At 45.0% G+C, this 17,828-nt stretch carries 10 protein-coding genes; 7 read left to right on the top strand and 3 right to left on the bottom strand.

Annotated elements, in window-relative coordinates; all coding sequences use genetic code 11:
* Window positions 1-43: 43 nt before the first annotated feature.
* Complete coding sequence (locus tag U0033_RS05445) at window positions 44-949, bottom strand: EamA family transporter (RefSeq protein ID WP_072365958.1); 906 nt, start codon at window positions 947-949, stop codon at window positions 44-46.
* Window positions 950-1,604: 655 nt separating this feature from the next.
* Between U0033_RS05445 and cysQ the strand changes: the two genes are divergently transcribed.
* The 5 genes from cysQ to U0033_RS05420 all read left to right on the top strand — a co-directional run bounded on the left by cysQ (window position 1,605) and on the right by U0033_RS05420 (window position 10,853).
* Window positions 1,605-2,366 carry a 3'(2'),5'-bisphosphate nucleotidase CysQ gene (gene cysQ, locus U0033_RS05440; protein ID WP_072365956.1) on the top strand — a complete coding sequence of 254 codons (762 nt, stop codon included), beginning with the start codon at window positions 1,605-1,607 and terminating at the stop codon, window positions 2,364-2,366.
* Between the two features lie 116 nt (window positions 2,367-2,482).
* Complete coding sequence (locus U0033_RS05435) at window positions 2,483-3,481, top strand: response regulator (RefSeq protein WP_072365954.1); 999 nt, start codon at window positions 2,483-2,485, stop codon at window positions 3,479-3,481.
* An 83-nt stretch (window positions 3,482-3,564) separates the two neighbouring features.
* Window positions 3,565-4,374: a hypothetical protein gene (locus U0033_RS05430; RefSeq protein ID WP_072365952.1), complete on the top strand. Its 810-nt coding sequence runs from the start codon at window positions 3,565-3,567 to the stop codon at window positions 4,372-4,374.
* 23 nt (window positions 4,375-4,397) lie between these two features.
* On the top strand, window positions 4,398-5,177 hold the full coding sequence (locus U0033_RS05425) for a universal stress protein (RefSeq protein WP_072365950.1): 780 nt from the start codon (window positions 4,398-4,400) through the stop codon (window positions 5,175-5,177).
* 120 nt (window positions 5,178-5,297) lie between these two features.
* Window positions 5,298-10,853: an MBG domain-containing protein gene (locus U0033_RS05420; RefSeq protein WP_083571896.1), complete on the top strand. Its 5,556-nt coding sequence runs from the start codon at window positions 5,298-5,300 to the stop codon at window positions 10,851-10,853.
* 90 nt (window positions 10,854-10,943) lie between these two features.
* On the opposite strand, the gene U0033_RS05415 is transcribed toward U0033_RS05420, so the two are convergent.
* On the bottom strand, window positions 10,944-12,470 hold the full coding sequence (locus U0033_RS05415) for a SusD/RagB family nutrient-binding outer membrane lipoprotein (RefSeq protein ID WP_072365946.1): 1,527 nt from the start codon (window positions 12,468-12,470) through the stop codon (window positions 10,944-10,946).
* Window positions 12,471-12,482: 12 nt separating this feature from the next.
* Entirely contained in the window at window positions 12,483-15,851 is a 3,369-nt protein-coding gene (locus U0033_RS05410; protein ID WP_072365944.1) for a SusC/RagA family TonB-linked outer membrane protein, read from the bottom strand.
* Between the two features lie 315 nt (window positions 15,852-16,166).
* Between U0033_RS05410 and U0033_RS05405 the strand changes: the two genes are divergently transcribed.
* Together U0033_RS05405 and U0033_RS05400 are read left to right on the top strand one after the other, a co-directional pair.
* The gene (locus U0033_RS05405) at window positions 16,167-16,715 is read left to right on the top strand and encodes an RNA polymerase sigma factor (protein WP_072365942.1); all 549 of its coding nucleotides are present in this window, start codon (window positions 16,167-16,169) and stop codon (window positions 16,713-16,715) included.
* Window positions 16,716-16,771: 56 nt separating this feature from the next.
* Window positions 16,772-17,779 carry a FecR family protein gene (locus tag U0033_RS05400; RefSeq protein ID WP_072365940.1) on the top strand — a complete coding sequence of 336 codons (1,008 nt, stop codon included), beginning with the start codon at window positions 16,772-16,774 and terminating at the stop codon, window positions 17,777-17,779.
* Window positions 17,780-17,828: the final 49 nt, after the last annotated feature.

Raw genomic sequence — 17,828 nt, 5'->3', positions numbered from 1 at the left:
AGCTCATAAGCAAGAAATAAATAACCCCGGGAAAGTTAAAAGGCTAATTTGCCTCCGGCGCCAGCCTAAACTGCATAACATTATTCAGCGCCACCCCAATCACAATCACCCCAATGCCTATCGCCTGTCCGCCTGTCAGGGCTTCCCCCGCAATCAGTGTACCCGCCAGCACCGCTACAATCGGGTTGATAAATGTATGTGTACTCACCATAGCCGGCGGTTTTATTGACAACAGCCAGATAAATGACAAATGCGCCAGGATCGACCCAAAAAAGATCAGGTATACCAGCGCACTCCACGAAGCCAAAGGAATAGCCCCCCAGTTAATCAGCTGCCATTCTCCTTTCATAGAAGCAATCGCCAGGCTAATCACCCCACCAATAAACAACTGCTGCGATACATTCATCAGCAAAGAAGCCTTCGTCGGTTTCTTCGAATGAAATGCCCCCAGTACCCATACAATCGTTCCAAAAATCATCACCATAAACCCAACCATTCTGCCATGATCCATGCCTGCCTGCACTGCCAGGCTATCCTTGAAAAAAATAAGCAAGCCAGCAAAACCAATAATAATCCCCAACACTGAAAGCCTGTTGGCAAAATAATATTTCCAGCTTTTTTTATCGATCAGCATAAACCAGAACGGTTCCAGTGCTGCCACAATCGCCGCTTCCGTAGAGGTAATGTATTGCTCCGCATAGGTCAGACTACCTATACCCATGGTAAGAATCAGCACACCGGAAATACTGTTCTGCTTCCAGGTATCCAGGTGTACCGGACGTTCCCCCTTGTACATCAGCCATGACAATAATAATACCCCCGCGGTAGTAAATCGGAGTCCTAATAAAATAAATGGAGGGAAACCCTTAAGCGCATACGAAATGCCCAAAAATGTTGTACCCCAGATAATGTAAATGCATAAGAATGCGGAGATTTCTTTCAGTTTCATGAAAAAGAGAAAATAGATATCCCTTGCAGGATGTAGATAAAAAAATAAAAGCGAGTGTAGATATGAATAGATCAGAACATCAGTAACCGGGTAGTTACATCTGGTGTCTTAAAACGGCTGTTCTGAATGCAAATTTCATGTTGGACTTATTAGGAGAATTGCCGCAAAGGTAGGGGCTGATATTGATAAATGCAAATAGAAAAAACTAATACGCTGATAATCAAATAATAGCATCACTGACCCTTATCAACACCCGGATTGAGGAGCATCATTCCCCGACATCCTTATGCATGCTAACTTACATACCGTAAACCCTTACAATCATGAAAAAGTACATCAAAGCAATCTCCTTTATTGCATGTCTGACAATAATTGGGAATACTGTCAACTTCTTATTAACTAAAACTGGGAAAGGTCGTAAAGTCGCTGCCGGTTACAAATCGATGCAGTGCCTCGACATTTTTGAATAACCTGATTTGAATATCAATAATGATTGATTGATTCCCCGTGAAGATGTGATGGTCATTATTGTTTCCGGAGCCAAATCTGTGGTACTTTGAATTGCTAAAATGCTTCGATTGAAGTTCATACAGCATTTTGTTCCAAAGGTAATCAGTGGGTGGATTTCTCTACCCACTCTTTTTTATCTTTGCGTATGATACAGCAGTTATTAGCCATCGCCACCGAAGCCGCCTATGCCGCCGGTAAGGTAATATTAGAAGTGTACGGATCCGATACATTCGACACACAGCAAAAGGCAGATGAATCTCCCGTAACTGCTGCCGATAAAGCCGCTCATGCTGTTATCACTTATTATCTAACCCCTACCAACATTCCCATCTTATCAGAAGAGGCAACACACCCGGATTACAGCATCCGAACCCAATGGGAATATTTCTGGCTGGTAGATCCCCTGGATGGCACAAAAGAATTCATCAGTAAAAATGGAGAGTTCACCGTCAATATTGCACTGATCCATAAAAATAAACCTATTGCCGGTGTTGTGTATGCCCCCGTATTGGGAGACCTATATTATGGTAGTGAGGAAACCGGTGTCTATAAGAACAATCATTTGATCACACCTTTAGAAAAACGTCGCAGCCTGCAGGAGTTATTAGATAGCAGCAACATCACCATCATCGCTTCCCGCTCACATTTATCTGCCGAAACCAAAGACTTCATCGCTCAATTTTCCAATGTTCGCCTGACTTCCATGGGTAGCTCACTCAAGTTTATGCTCCTCCTCGAAGGAAAAGCTGATTTATATCCACGCTTGTTCCCAACAATGGAATGGGATACTGCCGCTGCACATGCGATATTAAATGCAGCTAATCGGGGCATATATCATACAAATGTCAAAGATGAACTCACTTATAACAAGGCGAATCTTGCAAATCCCTATTTTCTGTCATATTAATTCTATTAGCTGATATTTATCATAGATTGTTATTTCCTAAGTGGTTGACAGCAGTCAATTAATAGGTCTGCGATTGTGCGTAGATTTGAGTGAACTCAAAAAAAATCCACAGCTGTATGTCTACTATTCTTGTTATCGAAGATAACACTGCTGTTCGGGAGGAGATTGTTGAAATACTTGGGCTGGCAAATTACACGGTACTAGAGGCAGTTGACGGTAAAGAGGGGATATTGCTTGCTGAAGAAAAACATCCTGACCTTATTATTTGCGACCTGACACTCCCCATCTTAGATGGCTTTGTCGTCCTCCAGGTACTTAATAATAATAAGGAGACCAGTAGTATCCCGTTCATCTTTCTGACCTCGCGATCCGACCGTGCGGAGGTTCGGAGAGGCATGGACCTTGGTGCAGATGACTATATCACCAAGCCCTTTGAATCTTCGGAACTGTTAAACTCGATAGAATGCAGACTCAAAAAATCTGCTGTGAAAAAGGGTAATCTCTTGCTGGACGATCCATTGATGGATCTCATCAAGAACCGGAATATCCGTTATTACAAAAACAAACAACTCATTTACCAGGAGGGTAATCATCCTTCTTGCCTGTTCTATATCCTGAAAGGCAAGGTCAAGACATTTAAAGTTTGCGAAGATGGCCGCGAACTGATCACCGCATTATATAATGAAGGCTTTCTCGGACACGTTGCCCTCATCAACAAAACATGTTACCACGAAAGTGCGGAAGCAGTTGATGACGTAGAACTAGCCGTGATTCCTAATGCAGACTTCGACCGCGTAGTGGCCGAAAACAATTATGCCCAGAGTCAGCTTATTAAAATTCTTGCACAGAACGTAGACGATAAGGAAGGACAATTATTGAAAGTAGCGTATGATTCACTAAGAAAAAAGACCGCTGACACGCTACTGGCAGTGAATAAAAAATATAATAACGAAGGCATTCGCATCAGCAGAAGTAATCTTGCCGCACTGGCAGGCGTGGCCAAAGAGTCATTTGCCCGCACCTTGTCAGATTTCAGAGACGAACAACTGATTGATATCAAGAAAGGAGTCATTTTTATTCTGGACGTAGACAAACTAAGCAGAGTCATTTACTAAGTTGATGGCGGTCATAATTTTTGCCGCTTGTTTTATTGAAATTGAAGGCGTTCCCCAATTTGTTCATTTCTTAATTCAGAGCCATGAGAAAAGTAATCGTTGCCTTTGATGGCACACATTATTCTAATGGAGCATTTGGATTGGCTAAAAGATTGAATGAAAGTGAAAAGATCCTATTGGTTGGCGCCTTCTTACCTGAACTCGATTTTTCAGGTTTAGGGTATGTATTCGGAGGCGGAGGTCTCTATGTTCCATTGCAGATTGAAATTGATGAAGACAAAGTAGATGAAAATATTCAACGGTTCGAAGATGAGTGTGTCAGGAATAATATTGAATTCCGCATACACAAAGATCATTCGCCGTATGCCATTTCGAAATTACAGAAAGAAAGCAGGTTCGCAGATCTCATGATCCTGGGTAGCCAGAAGTTTTACGAGAACCTGCGACTGGAAGTTCCCAGCGAATACCTGCGCGACATCCTGCATGATACAGAATGTCCCGTCATCGTGGCGCCGGAAAAATTCGACTATCCGGAAAATGTCATACTTGCGTATGATGGCACCCGCTCATCGGTATTCGCCATCAAAATGTTTTCCTACCTCTTCAGCGATCTTTGTGATTGCAGTACCACACTGGTGTATGCTACGCCAAAACACCAGCCGGAAATGCCGGACGAAGATTACATGAAAGAGCTGGCCTGCCGGCATTTCAGGGATCTCACTTTTTTGCAACTGGAACAACAGGAGATGAGTGTTTTCCTGCAAGAGATCTCCAAACCCATGCTGGTTACAGGAGCCTTCGGGCGTTCGGGTTTGTCTAACTTATTTAAGAGAAGTTTTTGCACCAGTTATATGTCAGAATACAGGTATCCTGTATTTATTGCGCATAAATAAAGCGTTATTTAAATTCCAAGGTTATGAAAAAGATAGTGGCTGTTTTCGACGGGTCCAAATTTAGTGATAGTACCCTCCAATATGCAATCAGAATGGGGTTGCAACATAATGCGACCATTACAGGCGTGTTTTCTGAAAAGATGGAATTCGCCTATGCCGGTGGGGGAGGACGCAGAACAATAGATGGATCTATGCAATTTGAACATGCCTGTCAGCACGCAGGCATTCATTACAACATCCGCCGCGGCAGCGATGCTGTTACCCAGAGTGTCCTGAAAGAAAGCAGGTATGCCGATATGCTCCTGATTGATGCCAGCGAAACAATGAACCCTTTCACTGAAGAATCACCTACTCCCTTTGTTAAAGATATCCTGGCAAATGCAAAATGCCCGGTATTATTGTTACCCAGACATTTTACCGATGTACGGAAGATCTGCTGGTTGTACGACGGTTCCCCTGTTTCGATCTTCGCTTTCAAAATGTTTTCTTATATCCTGCCAGTGTTCAATGCACTGCCGCTGAACGTAGTGACCGTTCAGACACCAAACCATACCCAGGAATTGCCCTACGAAGGAATGGTAAAAGAACTGATAGATATGCATGCCCCCCAGGCACATTTCGTACCGCTAAAAGGGCAACCCGAAGTGGAAATAGCCCATTACCTGAAAGAACAGGCAGCTGAAAGCCTGGTCATTTTAGGCGCCTACCAGCGCAATGCCCTATCCATGCTTTTCAGACCTAGTATGGCAGATGTACTGGTAAAAGAACAACAATGGCCATTATTTATAGCACATAACAAATAAAATACATGTAACATAATCGTGTTATTGAAGAGCTTATTAATATAGTTAGCTTTGCAAACTTGTCTGAGCCTGTTGAATTTGAATACCATAGGGACCACAGTTTCGTAATATTTTAACTACATGAAGAGAGCTCTTCTCCTACTTACATCTGTCATTTTCAGTGTTTTAACTATTTTTGCCCAAACCCCTGATGCCAACGGGCGGTTTTATGTTAAAAAGGGTTCGTCGGGAACTGGCGACAGTTGGTCGAACGCCCTGGGTGAACTATCGACAGCTTTGTTATATGCCAATAGTTTAAGAGGCACAGTCAAAGAAATCTGGGTGGCAGGGGGAACCTATGCGCCAGCCTATTCGCCTGACTGGTCCAGTACCGATTCCCATAACTACACCTTTAAGTTAGTACCTGACGTAAGTATCTATGGCGGTTTTGCCGGCACAGAAACCACACTTGCTGACCGGAACCTCTCCATCACCGCCAATACCACCATCCTTACCGGTGAAATCGGAGATGGTAACTACGCCTATCACGTCGTCCTCGGTGTGGATGATATCGGCAAGCCTACCCTGGATGGCCTGACCATCACCAGGGGAATGGCCACAGGACCGGATTACATGACGGTAGATAATGTGTGGGTCTGGAATACCTACGGCGGCGGCATCTACATGGTGGGTAGCTGCGGACCTGTATTGTCTAACCTGGTCGTTACAAGAAATTCCTCCGCTAGCTATGGCGCGGGCATTGCTGCGATTTTTAATACCTCCACCAATAAACAATACCAGCTTGTTAATTCCAGTATTACCTACAATACCAGTAACGGCGCCGGAGGCGGGATCGCTAACTACAACTCCAGTCCTACGGTCCTGAAGAACTTAGCAATTAAATTTAATAACGCCTCCGTTGGGGCTGCGATCTATAACATTTCTTCAAGTGTTACTTTTGAATCGGTACGCATAAAAGGGAATACTGCCTCGTCCATTGGGAGTGCCCTGAACGGCAGTTCCGGTACCATCACTTTTAAAGGATGTGAAGTGACCGGCAACAAAGGCTCCGGTTATTGCCTCTACGGCGAAAAACTCTCCTTAATAAATACAACGGTTGCCTCGAACAACACAAATGCTGCGGTTCTTTTTGGTTACACTTCCAGTTCTATTAATAATAGCGTGATCTACGGTAACCAAACCGGGATCACAGGTACATACACCGCCAACAACTCATTGATCCAGGGCGTGGCCGCAAATCCTGCCAACAAAGTCCTGGACGGCGCTACAAACCCTGGTTTTACTACTGCAGATGTTCTTTCCGATGCACCTGCCGATTTCGGAGATTACCAACTCATTAACACCAGCCCCCTGATCAATGCCGGAAATAATAGCTATTACGCCGGCCTAAGCGCTTCCACTACCGATATTAAGAACGATGCCCGTGTATATAGTTACAACGATGGCGGTACCATCGATATCGGTGCAAATGAATACCAGGGGAAATTCTCACAGACGATTACCGCTCTCGATTTTGTTAAAACATACGGTGATGCAGATTTTGATCCGGGTGCTACCGCCAGTTCAGGGCTGCAGGTAAGTTACTCATCCTCCGATAATAGTATTGCAGCCATCGTTGGAGGTAAAATCAGTATCAAAAAAACAGGCACAGTGACCATCACCGCTTCACAGGCCGGTAATGGAGATTATTATCCTGCACCTGACATTACTTTTACTGTAAGAATTGTAAAAGCAAACCTGGTCCTAAAGGTAGCCAATATCAGTAAAACCTATGATGGTACGTATTTCCATGGAGGTAGTATAGAATCAGCAACCGGGTTCGCCTATACAGATGGCATCGCCAACCTGGATGGCATTGCTAATTATTCCGGATCATCCCAGGGTGCAACTAATGTTGGCAGTTATGATATAAATTTAGGTGGATACACCTCCACTAACTATAACATCTTTTTCACTGCCGGTACACTCACGATTACAAAGGCTCCACTCTCTGTCACCGCTGTTGATGATGCTAAAACCTACAATGGCTTAGCTTATACCGGAGGTAATGGCGTAAACTACAGTGGTTTCGTTAATAGCGAAAATGCCACCCTGCTAAGCGGTACACTTGCTTATGGAGGCAATGCACAGGGTGCAACAGCCGCAGGTACTTACACCATTACGCCATCAGGCCTCAGCGCTTCCAACTATGCTCTTACTTATATTGATGGTGCGTTAGTAATTGGCAAAGCTGCTTTGACTGTAACAGCAGCAGATGATTCTAAAACTTACGACGGCGGTTCTTACACCGGCGGTAAGGGCATCAGCTATGCAGGTTTTGTAAACAATGAGGATGTTAGCGTGCTAAGTGGAGTAGTGGCATATAGTGGTACCTCCCAGGGTGCCGTAAATGCAGGTACATACTCAATCACCCCTTCTGGCCTCTCTGCCGCCAACTATGCCATTACTTATGTAAATGGAGCCCTGGAAATTGGCAAAGCCGCTTTGACCCTGACTGCGAAAGATGATACTAAATCCTACAATGGGCTGTCCTATGCTGGTGGCAATGGTATTAATTATACTGGTTTTGTAAATAGCGAGGATGCCTCCCTGCTAAGTGGTACCCTGATCTATACCGGGAATTCTCAGGGAGCAGTGAATGCAGGTAATTACGTCATCACACCATCCGGTCTCAGTGCTGCTAACTATTCCATTACTTATGCAAACGGTAACCTGGCAATAAGCAAAGCCGCTTTAACCGTGACCGCAGCAGATGCCACTACCACCTACAATGGTCTTGCCTATACCGGGGGAAATGGCGTAAATTATACTGGTTTTGTAAATAATGAAACATCGGCTACCCTTACGGGTACACTTGCCTACTCCGGCAACTCCCAGGGTGCTGTAAACGCTGGTAATTATATCATCACCCCATCCGGTTTAAGCGCAGCAAATTACGATCTTAGCTATACCAATGCTACCCTTACCATTACAAAGGCGCCATTGACAGTAATCGCTAATAATGATAACAAAGTCTATGACGGTACTCCCTACACCGGTGGGAATGGCATCAGCTATACAGGTTTTGTCAACAACGAAACCCAGGCCATCCTGGCTGGTACCCTTGCATATACAGGCACTTCACAGGGCGCTGTAAATGCAACTACCTATACCATTACCCCATCCGGTTTAAGTGCCGTAAATTATAATCTTACCTATACCAATGGTACCTTAACGATTACAAAGGCACCATTGACAGTAAGCGCCAATAACGACAGCAAAGTCTATAACGGAGCTTCCTACAGCGGCGGCAATGGCGTGAGCTATACCGGCTTTGTCAATAATGAAACCGCCGCCAGCCTGACGGGCACCCTTGCATATACCGGTACCTCCCAGGGCGCTACAAATGTCGGCTCCTATACAATTACGCCCTCCGGTCTGCTGTCACAAAACTATAGCCTCAGCTATGTGGATGGTACATTGTCCATCTCCAAAGCCAGCCTGACTGTCACCGCTAATAATGACGCCAAAGTCTACGATGCCAATTTATATGCAGGTGGCAATGGCGTAACCTATACAGGCTTTGTCAATAATGAAACTGCCAGCGTACTTTCCGGTAGTGTTGTGTACGGCGGCAGCTCACAGGGAGCCATGAACGCCAGTACCTACACCATTAGCCCTTCCGGTCTAATCGCGGCCAACTACTCTATCACTTATAGTGATGGCACCCTGACCATCACAAAGGCGCCCCTTACCATCATTGCCAGCGACGATACCAAAACCTATAATGGTATAGGCTACACCGGTGGCAAAGGCCTGGTCTATGTGGGCTTTACCGGTGCAGATAATGCCTCTGTGCTCACAGGCCCCGTCTTATTTGGAGGTACCTCACAAGGCGCTGTCAATACAGGTACGTACACCATCGTTCCTTCAGGCAGAACCTCACTGAACTATGACATTACCTTCGTAGCCGGTACATTGACTATTTCCAAAGCACCCTTGACTATCACAGCCGTGGATGCTGCCAAAACCTACGATGGCCTGTCATACACAGGTGGCAATGGTGTTACCTATACAGGATTTGTCAACAATGAAAATGCTACAGCTTTAAGCGGCAACATCACCTACAACGGTACATCGCAAGGAGCTACAACTGTAGGCACCTACGTCCTTACTCCATCCGGCATAAATGCAGCTAACTATACTATCACCTTTGTAAATGGCTCACTGTCCATCTCAAAAGCAACACTAACCGTTACCGCCATGGACGATGTTAAAACATACAATGGGAATGCATACACAGGTGGAAACGGTGTTACCTATACAGGATTTGTCAACAATGACAATGCAACGGCCCTAAGCGGTAATATCACCTACAGCGGTAGCTCCCAGGGCGCTATCAATGCAGGTACCTATACAATTATACCAGCCGGCTTAACAACCGCCAACTATGCTATAACATATGTAAATGGTACCCTGTCTGTATCAAAAGCCCTCGTTACCATCACCGCCAATGATGCTGCCCGTTGTTATAATACGGCAGATCCATCATTTAGCCTCAGCTATAATGGTTTTATCAGTGGGGAAGATGCAGCTGTATTAAACACCACACCTGTTATCAGCAGCAATGCATCACCAACTGCTGCAGCCGGCATTTACACGCTGACAGCCGCCGGCGCAACAGCCGATAATTACACCTTTAACTACATAAACGGTACGCTCACCATTTATGCATTACCAGTAGTTTCCATTACCACACCAAATGGCGCCGTGCTTTGTGGAGATAACAGTACCCTCACCCTGACGACCAGCGGTGCCAGCACCTATACCTGGTCAAACGGGCAAAGTGGCGATGCCATCACTGTAAACACCACCGGCACCTATTCCCTTACGGCAACCGATGCCCGTGGCTGTACCGCGCCTGCTGAAAATACAGTAACAATTACAACAGCCACATTGCCGGTGCCCGCATTTACTTACGATACCTATTGCGCCGGCACCCCGGTGAACTTTACCAATACAGGTAGTGGAAATGCCACCTATACCTGGACCAGCAGCGATGGGCAATCCAGTAACGAAACGTCTCCAGCTATCACTTTTAAGCAGGGGGGAACCTACACGGTAACACTTACCGCGCTTATTGCAGAATGCCCTGCATACCCGGTATCTGTTTCCCAGGATATAGCCATCGTAAATGCAACGCCCAATACCCGCTTAGCAGATGTAACAACCGCTGCCGGCGTACCGGTTCTGTTAACTGCAAGGGAAATAAGTGGCGCTACCTACGGATGGTTGCCTGTCACCGGCTTATCAGCTACAGATAGCTATCACCCAGTGGCAACACTCACACAAAGTCAGCGCTATTATATCAGTATGGCCTTTGAATCAGGTTGTATCACCACCGATACCCTGGTAGTAAACGTATCAGGTAGCAGGAATTTCGTGGTGGCAAATGCCTTCACTCCCAATAATGATGGCGTGAATGATGTATTGCATGTCGGGCTTCGTGGATTAGCCAGCCTTGAGTTTTTTGATATCTATGACAGGTGGGGAACCCGGGTATTCAGAACAACGAATACAGCAACCGGATGGGAGGGACTGAGATGTGATGTTGGCACCTATACCTGGGTAGCCCAGGGGCGGGATTATAAAGGACAATTAGTCAATCAGACCGGAACAGTCATATTGATCAGGTAAAAAGAAAGAGGGCTGTATCTACCAGAGATACAGCCCTTCTCTTTACTTCAACAACCACATCACACTACTTGGATTATCATCACCTTCTCTTTACTTCAACAACCACATCGCACTACTTGGATTATCATCACCATTAAACTGATCTGCCAATGCCTTTGTAATATTAGCCGCATTGTAATCCAGTTCCTTCTGTGGATACATCCACCTCAAAGGAAATGAAGATGCAGGTGTATTCAGATTCGTACTCGTATTCAGGGTAAACACAGGATAACCTGTACGCCTGTTCTCATACCACGCATTGTAATCTGAATTCTGGAAGAAACCCGCAATATATTTCTGCGTAATGATCTGTTTGATCTGGTTCTCTGTAGTACCTGTCAGCGCTACAGTAGCAGGAAATGCATCGATATATGCCGCATCCAGTGCCATACCATGTGCATAGGAAGCTGGTGCATAGTTAGCAATGAAATTCATATGCCCCTTGATCCCGTTTGCATAATAAGTCTGCGCATCAGTACCGGAAATCCATCCTCGAACAGTAGCTTCCGCCAGTATAAACTGGATATCCCAGTAGTTCAGCAAACCAACAGGTTCCGCATTATACATTTGTTCGTAACGCTTATTCACCCGGCAAGCTTTCCCCGCATTGTTATTGGTAACGATTTTACCCAATTCATCCGCCGGATCAATACCCAGGTAAGCATTGTAATCTGCGGCACTCAAACCCGCTGTAATCTGTGCTGGTGAAGGCTCTGCCATATAGAATACACGTTTGTCTCCACTCGCCTTCATCGGGTCCAGCAGGTAACTGGAAAGCACCGGGTAATCCAGGAATGAGTTCAGCTGTGCTGCGGTATTACTCCATGGGTAAGCATAACCCGCAGATGCTGTATAGGTCACCGCGAAGTTATCTTTGAAATCCCTCATCAGCGGACGCGCTGCCACTGTCTTAAATTTATTGATCACATTCAGATCCGCATCACCTGTCTTCTTAGATAAATTGATCAGTACATACAGCTGGAAACTATTCGCCAGTCTTCTCCACTTATCTACATTGCCACTGTAAATGAAATCACCAGAGAAGTTCACCCCATTTGTCAGCAGTGAATCTGCCTGGTCCAGTTCTCTTAAGATTCCCTGGAACACTTCTTTCTGGGTATCATATTTCGCCTGGATAACGCCTGTAGAACCCTGTATTGCCTCGGAATAAGGAATATCACCTACCTGCATCGTGGTCTGGAAAAACTGCCATGCACGGATGAAATGTCCAAAACCATCATAGGTATTTTTCAGGTCTGCAGACGTGGCATTTTTAATCATCGGCGCCACATCGCGCAGCACCAGTAATCTCCCAAAATCCACCCTTACCATTTTGTTATACTGGTAATCACTCACCTTCTCCGTCCAGCCAATATATTTCCCCAAAGTATAGGGCTGACGGAAATTGTTATTAAAGGAAATATCACTGGATGTAACCGAAGAAAGAATATTCGTGGCCAACCATTCTGAAGAAGCGGAAGTCGCCTTATCAGGATTGGTGTTAATATCGTCGAACTTTTTGGTACAGCTGCTGAAACCAATAGCAAGCGCAGCTATGATAGATATATGCTTAGTCATGTTATTATAATTTTAGAAGCCAACCTTAACGTTAACACCCACCATACGTTGCGCAGGCGCATTCATATTTTCTGTGTCAACATCCGGATCTGAGTATTTAAATTTGGTGAACAGGAACAGGTTCTGTCCGGTCAGTGCCAGGGAAGCATTCTTGATTCCTGATTTGCCAAACCATGTCTGCGGCACCATATACGCCAGTGAAATCTCACGCACCTTTACAAAGCTTTTGTTCATCACGCCATATTCGTAAGAGTTACCCCATTTGCGTGCATAAGCCTGGTAACTTACAGGCACGTCATTTGGCGCATAAGTACGGGTATCGCTGGTGATCTGTCCGTTGTTGTTATAGGTGGCTGAACCGCTTACTACTTTTACACCATTACCTACATAGTTCTTCTGACCATTCACGACTTCATCATACCTGTGAACATTGTCGGTTTCCGGGTTGGAGCCTGTATCAAACATCTTGGAATAGATATAATCATACATCTTACCACCGATACGACCATCAATGCTGATGCCCAGTGTCCAGTGACCATACACGAAGTTGTTGATAAAACCGAATACAAAATTAGGATCGGTATAACCATACTGTTGTGTATAGCTGCTCAGCATAGGCAAACCAGCCTGGTGGATCACGTTACCCTGCGGATCTCTAAGTGCTTTCTCTGTTAATGCTAATACATCCTTACGGCCGCCTTTCTTCGTCCACAGGTTCTTGGCAGAATAAACCGGATCGATGTCTACAAAATACCTGTTTTGTGTAGAGAAGTTCACCATAGAATTCCACATGAACTTACCTTTCTTCATCACCGTACCATCCATGGTGATTTCCACACCACGACGTGCGTAAGTCTCCTTTGTATTGATCAGGGTAGTTGCATAACCTGATGACGGAGCAAGTGTTTGTGAGATCTGGTTGTTGTAATAGAGCTTGGTAAAATAAGCTACATCCACATGCAGGCGTTTGTTAAACAGGTACGCAGCAGTACCAAATTCCCAGGTCCTGGTAGTAGTAGGCAACAGGTTGCTGCCAGACAGGTTATCTGGTGTAGTCGCACTCAGTGTACCCCAGCTGTTATTGATCGTATAGGCCAGGTTGTTAGCATACACATCCAGCGGTGTTTTGGTCATTGTCCATGAAGCCCTGAGTTTCCACAGATCCAGCCATTTCGGCATTTTGAGGAACTCAGACATCAGCACACTCGTAGCAACAGAAGGGTAGAAGTAAGAACGTGCATTTGATGCCTGTGTAGAGCTCCAGTCATTTCTGCCAGTGATATCCAGGAATACAGCACTGTTCCAGGAAAGGGTAGCTTTCGCGTACACAGAGTTGGTTTGCTTGGCCCAGGTACCATAGTTATTGATAATACCATCTACACCCGCAGTAGTACTAGGCACTGCGTTAGCCAGGGAATACCAGCCCGGAACGGCCAGGCCATTTCTTGTCTTGGCACCCTGTTCTCTTTGTTTGTAATAGAAAATACTGGCACCACCCAGGGCGTCGAAATTCCATTTGCTTACCTGCTTATTATAAGTCAGCAACAGGTCACTGTTAATACTGTTACCCCAGCTTTGGTTCTGGCCATATAAACCTTTACCACTCCAGTCAAACCCAAAAGTATTGCCGATGGTGATACCGCGGGTAGAGTTGATCCCTGCAGGATTCCTCACAACATCTTCGTTCTTGTAATAGTCATAACCATTTCTGAACATGAGCTTCAGGTCCCTTGTGAAATTGTAAGTCATAGACAGACTTGCATTCATCTTATTCTGTTCAGTACTTCTCAGTTTCTCATAAGCAATCAGGTAAGGGTTATCATACCAGGAAGTGTACAGCCAGTTTTGTTTCTGGTTAGGCGTCACCCAGTAATCTTTATACTGGCGGATGTCATAATCCGGGCCGGTCCACATTAAGATCTGGTAGATGTAACCTTGCTGGTTGTAAGCACTACCCCAGAGTTGCGGAGCCGTAGTACGGGTATATCCCATGTGGCTTTCGAGGGTGAATTTGTCACCTGCTTTCAGTTCGCCGCTCATGGTATAATTAATAATGTTGAGTTTCTGGTTAGGGAACTGACCTTTATTATAGATGTGGTTCAGACCCGCCCTGAAAAAACCATTCTTGCTACCCCTGGTCACACTGATACTATTGTTGGTAATAGCGCCGGTTTGCATAAAGTTTTGCAGGTTGTTCTTACCGCTGGATACCAGGGGCATGCTTTCATTCTGCTTGGTAACAGGATTCCATTGGGTAGCAGTCTGGCCGATGTCCAGTTTTGGACCCCATACATAGTCCGTAGCAATCTTACCATCCAGTCCATGACCATAGGAAGATTGTACTTTCGGCAGGGCCAGGTAACCCAGGTTAAACATCTCGTTACTGTTTACATCAACGCTCAGGCTCTCTTCCTTACTGCGTTTGGTAGTGATCATCACCGCACCTGCTGCACCACGGGAACCGTATAATGCCGCAGCGGTAGGGCCTTTCAGCATGTTGATGCTTTCAATGTCGTCAGTAGGAATATCACGCATGGTCATATTACCATAGGGTACCCCGTCAATTACCAGCAGGGGAGTTTCACCACGCATTTCCAGTGTGGGCGTACCATTGAACTCGGTAGAGTTCTTTACATTCAAACCGGAAACGTGCCCTGTCAGGGATGTTCCCAGATCCACACCTTTTACGGTTTGCAGGGTATTGCCCTTTACAGATTGTACCGCATAACCCAATGCTTTTTCATCCCGCTTTACACCCAGTGCAGTTACCACTACTTCGCCCAGTTGTTTGTTGGACCCCTCCAGTTTAATGTCAATATTACTGCGTTCTGCCACAGCCTCTTCACGGGTGGCGAAGCCTATCATGGAAAAAACCAGGGTTGCCTCAGGGTTTGCTACAGTGATAGCATAAGTACCATCAGGTTTGGTCATTGTACCATTGTTGGTGCCTTTTTCCATCACGGTTACATTCGGCACCGGCTGGGCGCCATCAGTTACAATCCCGTTTACTTTTACTTTCTGGATCACAGGCGCCACCTGCTTTTCAGCTTCATCAGCTTTTTTAACAGGCGCCTGGTATTCTCCAACCCTGTCCTTTTCTACAATAGTGTAATAGTTTGGTTTTACGTACAGAAATACAAGATCGTTCGGATACAGGATCCCTTTCAAGACGTCTTCCAGCTTCTTTCCCCCAAAGTTGCTGATGTTGTAGGTAGTAGTTTTCTTCTTTAATACCTGCGGATCATATACAAAATCTGTTTTGTACTCGCGGGTGATTGCTTTCAAGGCATCAATTACAGGGACAGCTTTTTGTGCATACGTCTGACCAGCTACAGTCAGCAACAGTACCACAAGTAACCGCTTAAAATAGCGCAGCGTCATAGTTGTCGTTTTTTTCGTTTAGATAAAGTGGAATTACTCCTTTTGCAGATGAAGTGTTGGCGATTGAAAAAATTACCCCACGCTTAGCTAACTTTTTCGCTGCATTAACGAGTGTACAAAATACACGTATTGTTTTTTCCGTACCCATAAACCTGCGCAAGGTAGTGAGAATCAGAATATTGTAGGTGTAAAATTTATTTTACCTGCAAAGCCCGGTAACAATTACTTAACATTACAAGCTATCTTTAAAGTGGGGGGTATTTATTTTTTGATAATTTTGTGCCCTTATTCCACAATCACTTTATCTCTTATCTGATGGACAATCCGGTTTTCAAACATATTCAGAATGGCGACATCGACGCCTACTCCGGGTTGTACAAAGAATACTACAAGCGGTTCTATAACTATGGCAGGAAATTCACCACGCATACATTCCTGATCGAAGACAGTATCCAGGAAGTTTTCCTCGACCTCTGGAAAAGAAGGGATAAGTTATCGCATGTAGATTCACCCAATTATTACCTGTACTCCTCCTTCCGTTATGTACTTATCCGGAAAATCAGGCAGCATGAAAAAATGGTCTTTAACCAGTCGGAAGAAGAGAACTTCGAATTTTCTGCGGAGCATGTGGTCGTTAACAGCGAACTAAGCGAGGAACTGCAGATAAAACTACAAAAAGCAATTAAAACACTGACAGGCCGGCAACTGGAAGCCATCTTCCTCATGTACTACGAAGACCTGTCTTATAAAGAAGTGGCATCTATTCTTAATATATCAGTTAAAGCAACTTATAAGATCATGGCAAGGAGCCTCTTAGCATTAAAAGAGAAGTTTACCATCTTATATGTATTATTTTTTGTTTAAATTTTTTTTAACTGCTTGGGGTAAAATCGGCGCTCCCTTGTACTATACATATTAGAATGAATAAAGAAGCCATATCAAAAAGATATATGCACTTTAAGGAAAGCGATTTCCTTACGGATTCCTATTTCCTGGAATGGGTGTATAGACCCTCAAAAGAACTGGAAGCGTATTGGCAGGAAGTAATCACCACTGTGCCTCAGCAGCGGGAAAATATTGCCAATGCCCGCCTGTACCTGCAAAGTACAGCGTTTGTCACCCACACGCCAACGGACGAAACTATTGATGCCAGTTGGGAAAGACATTTGGATAACATACAGCAGTTAACGGAAACCAAACCAGTTTTGCGCCGGGTTCTGCTCAGGGTAGCTGCGGTACTGACCGGTATCCTGATCATTGCCGGCGCCTGGTTTATGCTGCACTCCCGCGGGGAAGACCAGATGGTAGCCAGTACAGGATTCGGGGAGTTAAAACATGTCCTCCTACCGGATGGATCATGGGTAGACCTGAACGCCAATTCAAAAATTACCTATAAGAACAGGGAAGTCTGGCTGGAAGGGGAAGCATTTTTCGATGTGAAACAATTGAGCCAACAGTTCCTCGTACATACAAAAGACCTGACCGTGACCGTGCTGGGAACCGTTTTCGACATCAGGCAAAGACGTAGTAAAACAGAAATCGTACTGCAAAGCGGGAAAATAAAACTCTCGTTTAAGAATAGTAAAGCAGGCGATATTATCATGAACCCCGGGCAACTGGTGTCTTACAATCGTGAACATCAGCAATCTGAAACAATCAGTACCTCGCCCGAAAAGTTCAGCGCCTGGAAAAACCAGCGCCTGATCCTGATGGATCCTAAAGTAAGCGATATCCTTATTTACCTGGAAGACAATTTCGGGAAGAAAATAATCATGGAAGATCCTGAATTAAATAACCGCATGGTCAACGGACCTATCCTTATTTCCTCCCTGGATGATGCACTCTTTGTGCTATCGACCGTATTGAACACAGAAATTGTGAAACGTGACAGTACTACCATCGTCATGCGTTCACGTGGTGACCAATAGGTTTTTTTTGTTTCACTGGGGTAAGTTTAGGGTATCCCTAACACTCTAT

Origin of the sequence: Chitinophaga sancti, from assembly GCF_034424315.1 — a bacterium.
Lineage (GTDB): Bacteria > Bacteroidota > Bacteroidia > Chitinophagales > Chitinophagaceae > Chitinophaga > Chitinophaga sancti.
Note: the sequence above shows the minus strand (reverse complement) of the source record. Positions and strands in the feature narration are given on the sequence as shown.

Bases quoted from the DNA above. Each gene is read 5' to 3' on its own strand.
- U0033_RS05445 (WP_072365958.1), bottom strand. From the start codon at position 949: ATGAAACTGAAAGAAATCTCCGCATTCTTATGCATTTACATTATCTGG.
- cysQ (WP_072365956.1), top strand. From the start codon at position 1,605: ATGATACAGCAGTTATTAGCCATCGCCACCGAAGCCGCCTATGCCGCC.
- U0033_RS05435 (WP_072365954.1), top strand. From the start codon at position 2,483: ATGTCTACTATTCTTGTTATCGAAGATAACACTGCTGTTCGGGAGGAG.
- U0033_RS05430 (WP_072365952.1), top strand. From the start codon at position 3,565: ATGAGAAAAGTAATCGTTGCCTTTGATGGCACACATTATTCTAATGGA.
- U0033_RS05425 (WP_072365950.1), top strand. From the start codon at position 4,398: ATGAAAAAGATAGTGGCTGTTTTCGACGGGTCCAAATTTAGTGATAGT.
- U0033_RS05420 (WP_083571896.1), top strand. From the start codon at position 5,298: ATGAAGAGAGCTCTTCTCCTACTTACATCTGTCATTTTCAGTGTTTTA.
- U0033_RS05415 (WP_072365946.1), bottom strand. From the start codon at position 12,470: ATGACTAAGCATATATCTATCATAGCTGCGCTTGCTATTGGTTTCAGC.
- U0033_RS05410 (WP_072365944.1), bottom strand. From the start codon at position 15,851: ATGACGCTGCGCTATTTTAAGCGGTTACTTGTGGTACTGTTGCTGACT.
- U0033_RS05405 (WP_072365942.1), top strand. From the start codon at position 16,167: ATGGACAATCCGGTTTTCAAACATATTCAGAATGGCGACATCGACGCC.
- U0033_RS05400 (WP_072365940.1), top strand. From the start codon at position 16,772: ATGAATAAAGAAGCCATATCAAAAAGATATATGCACTTTAAGGAAAGC.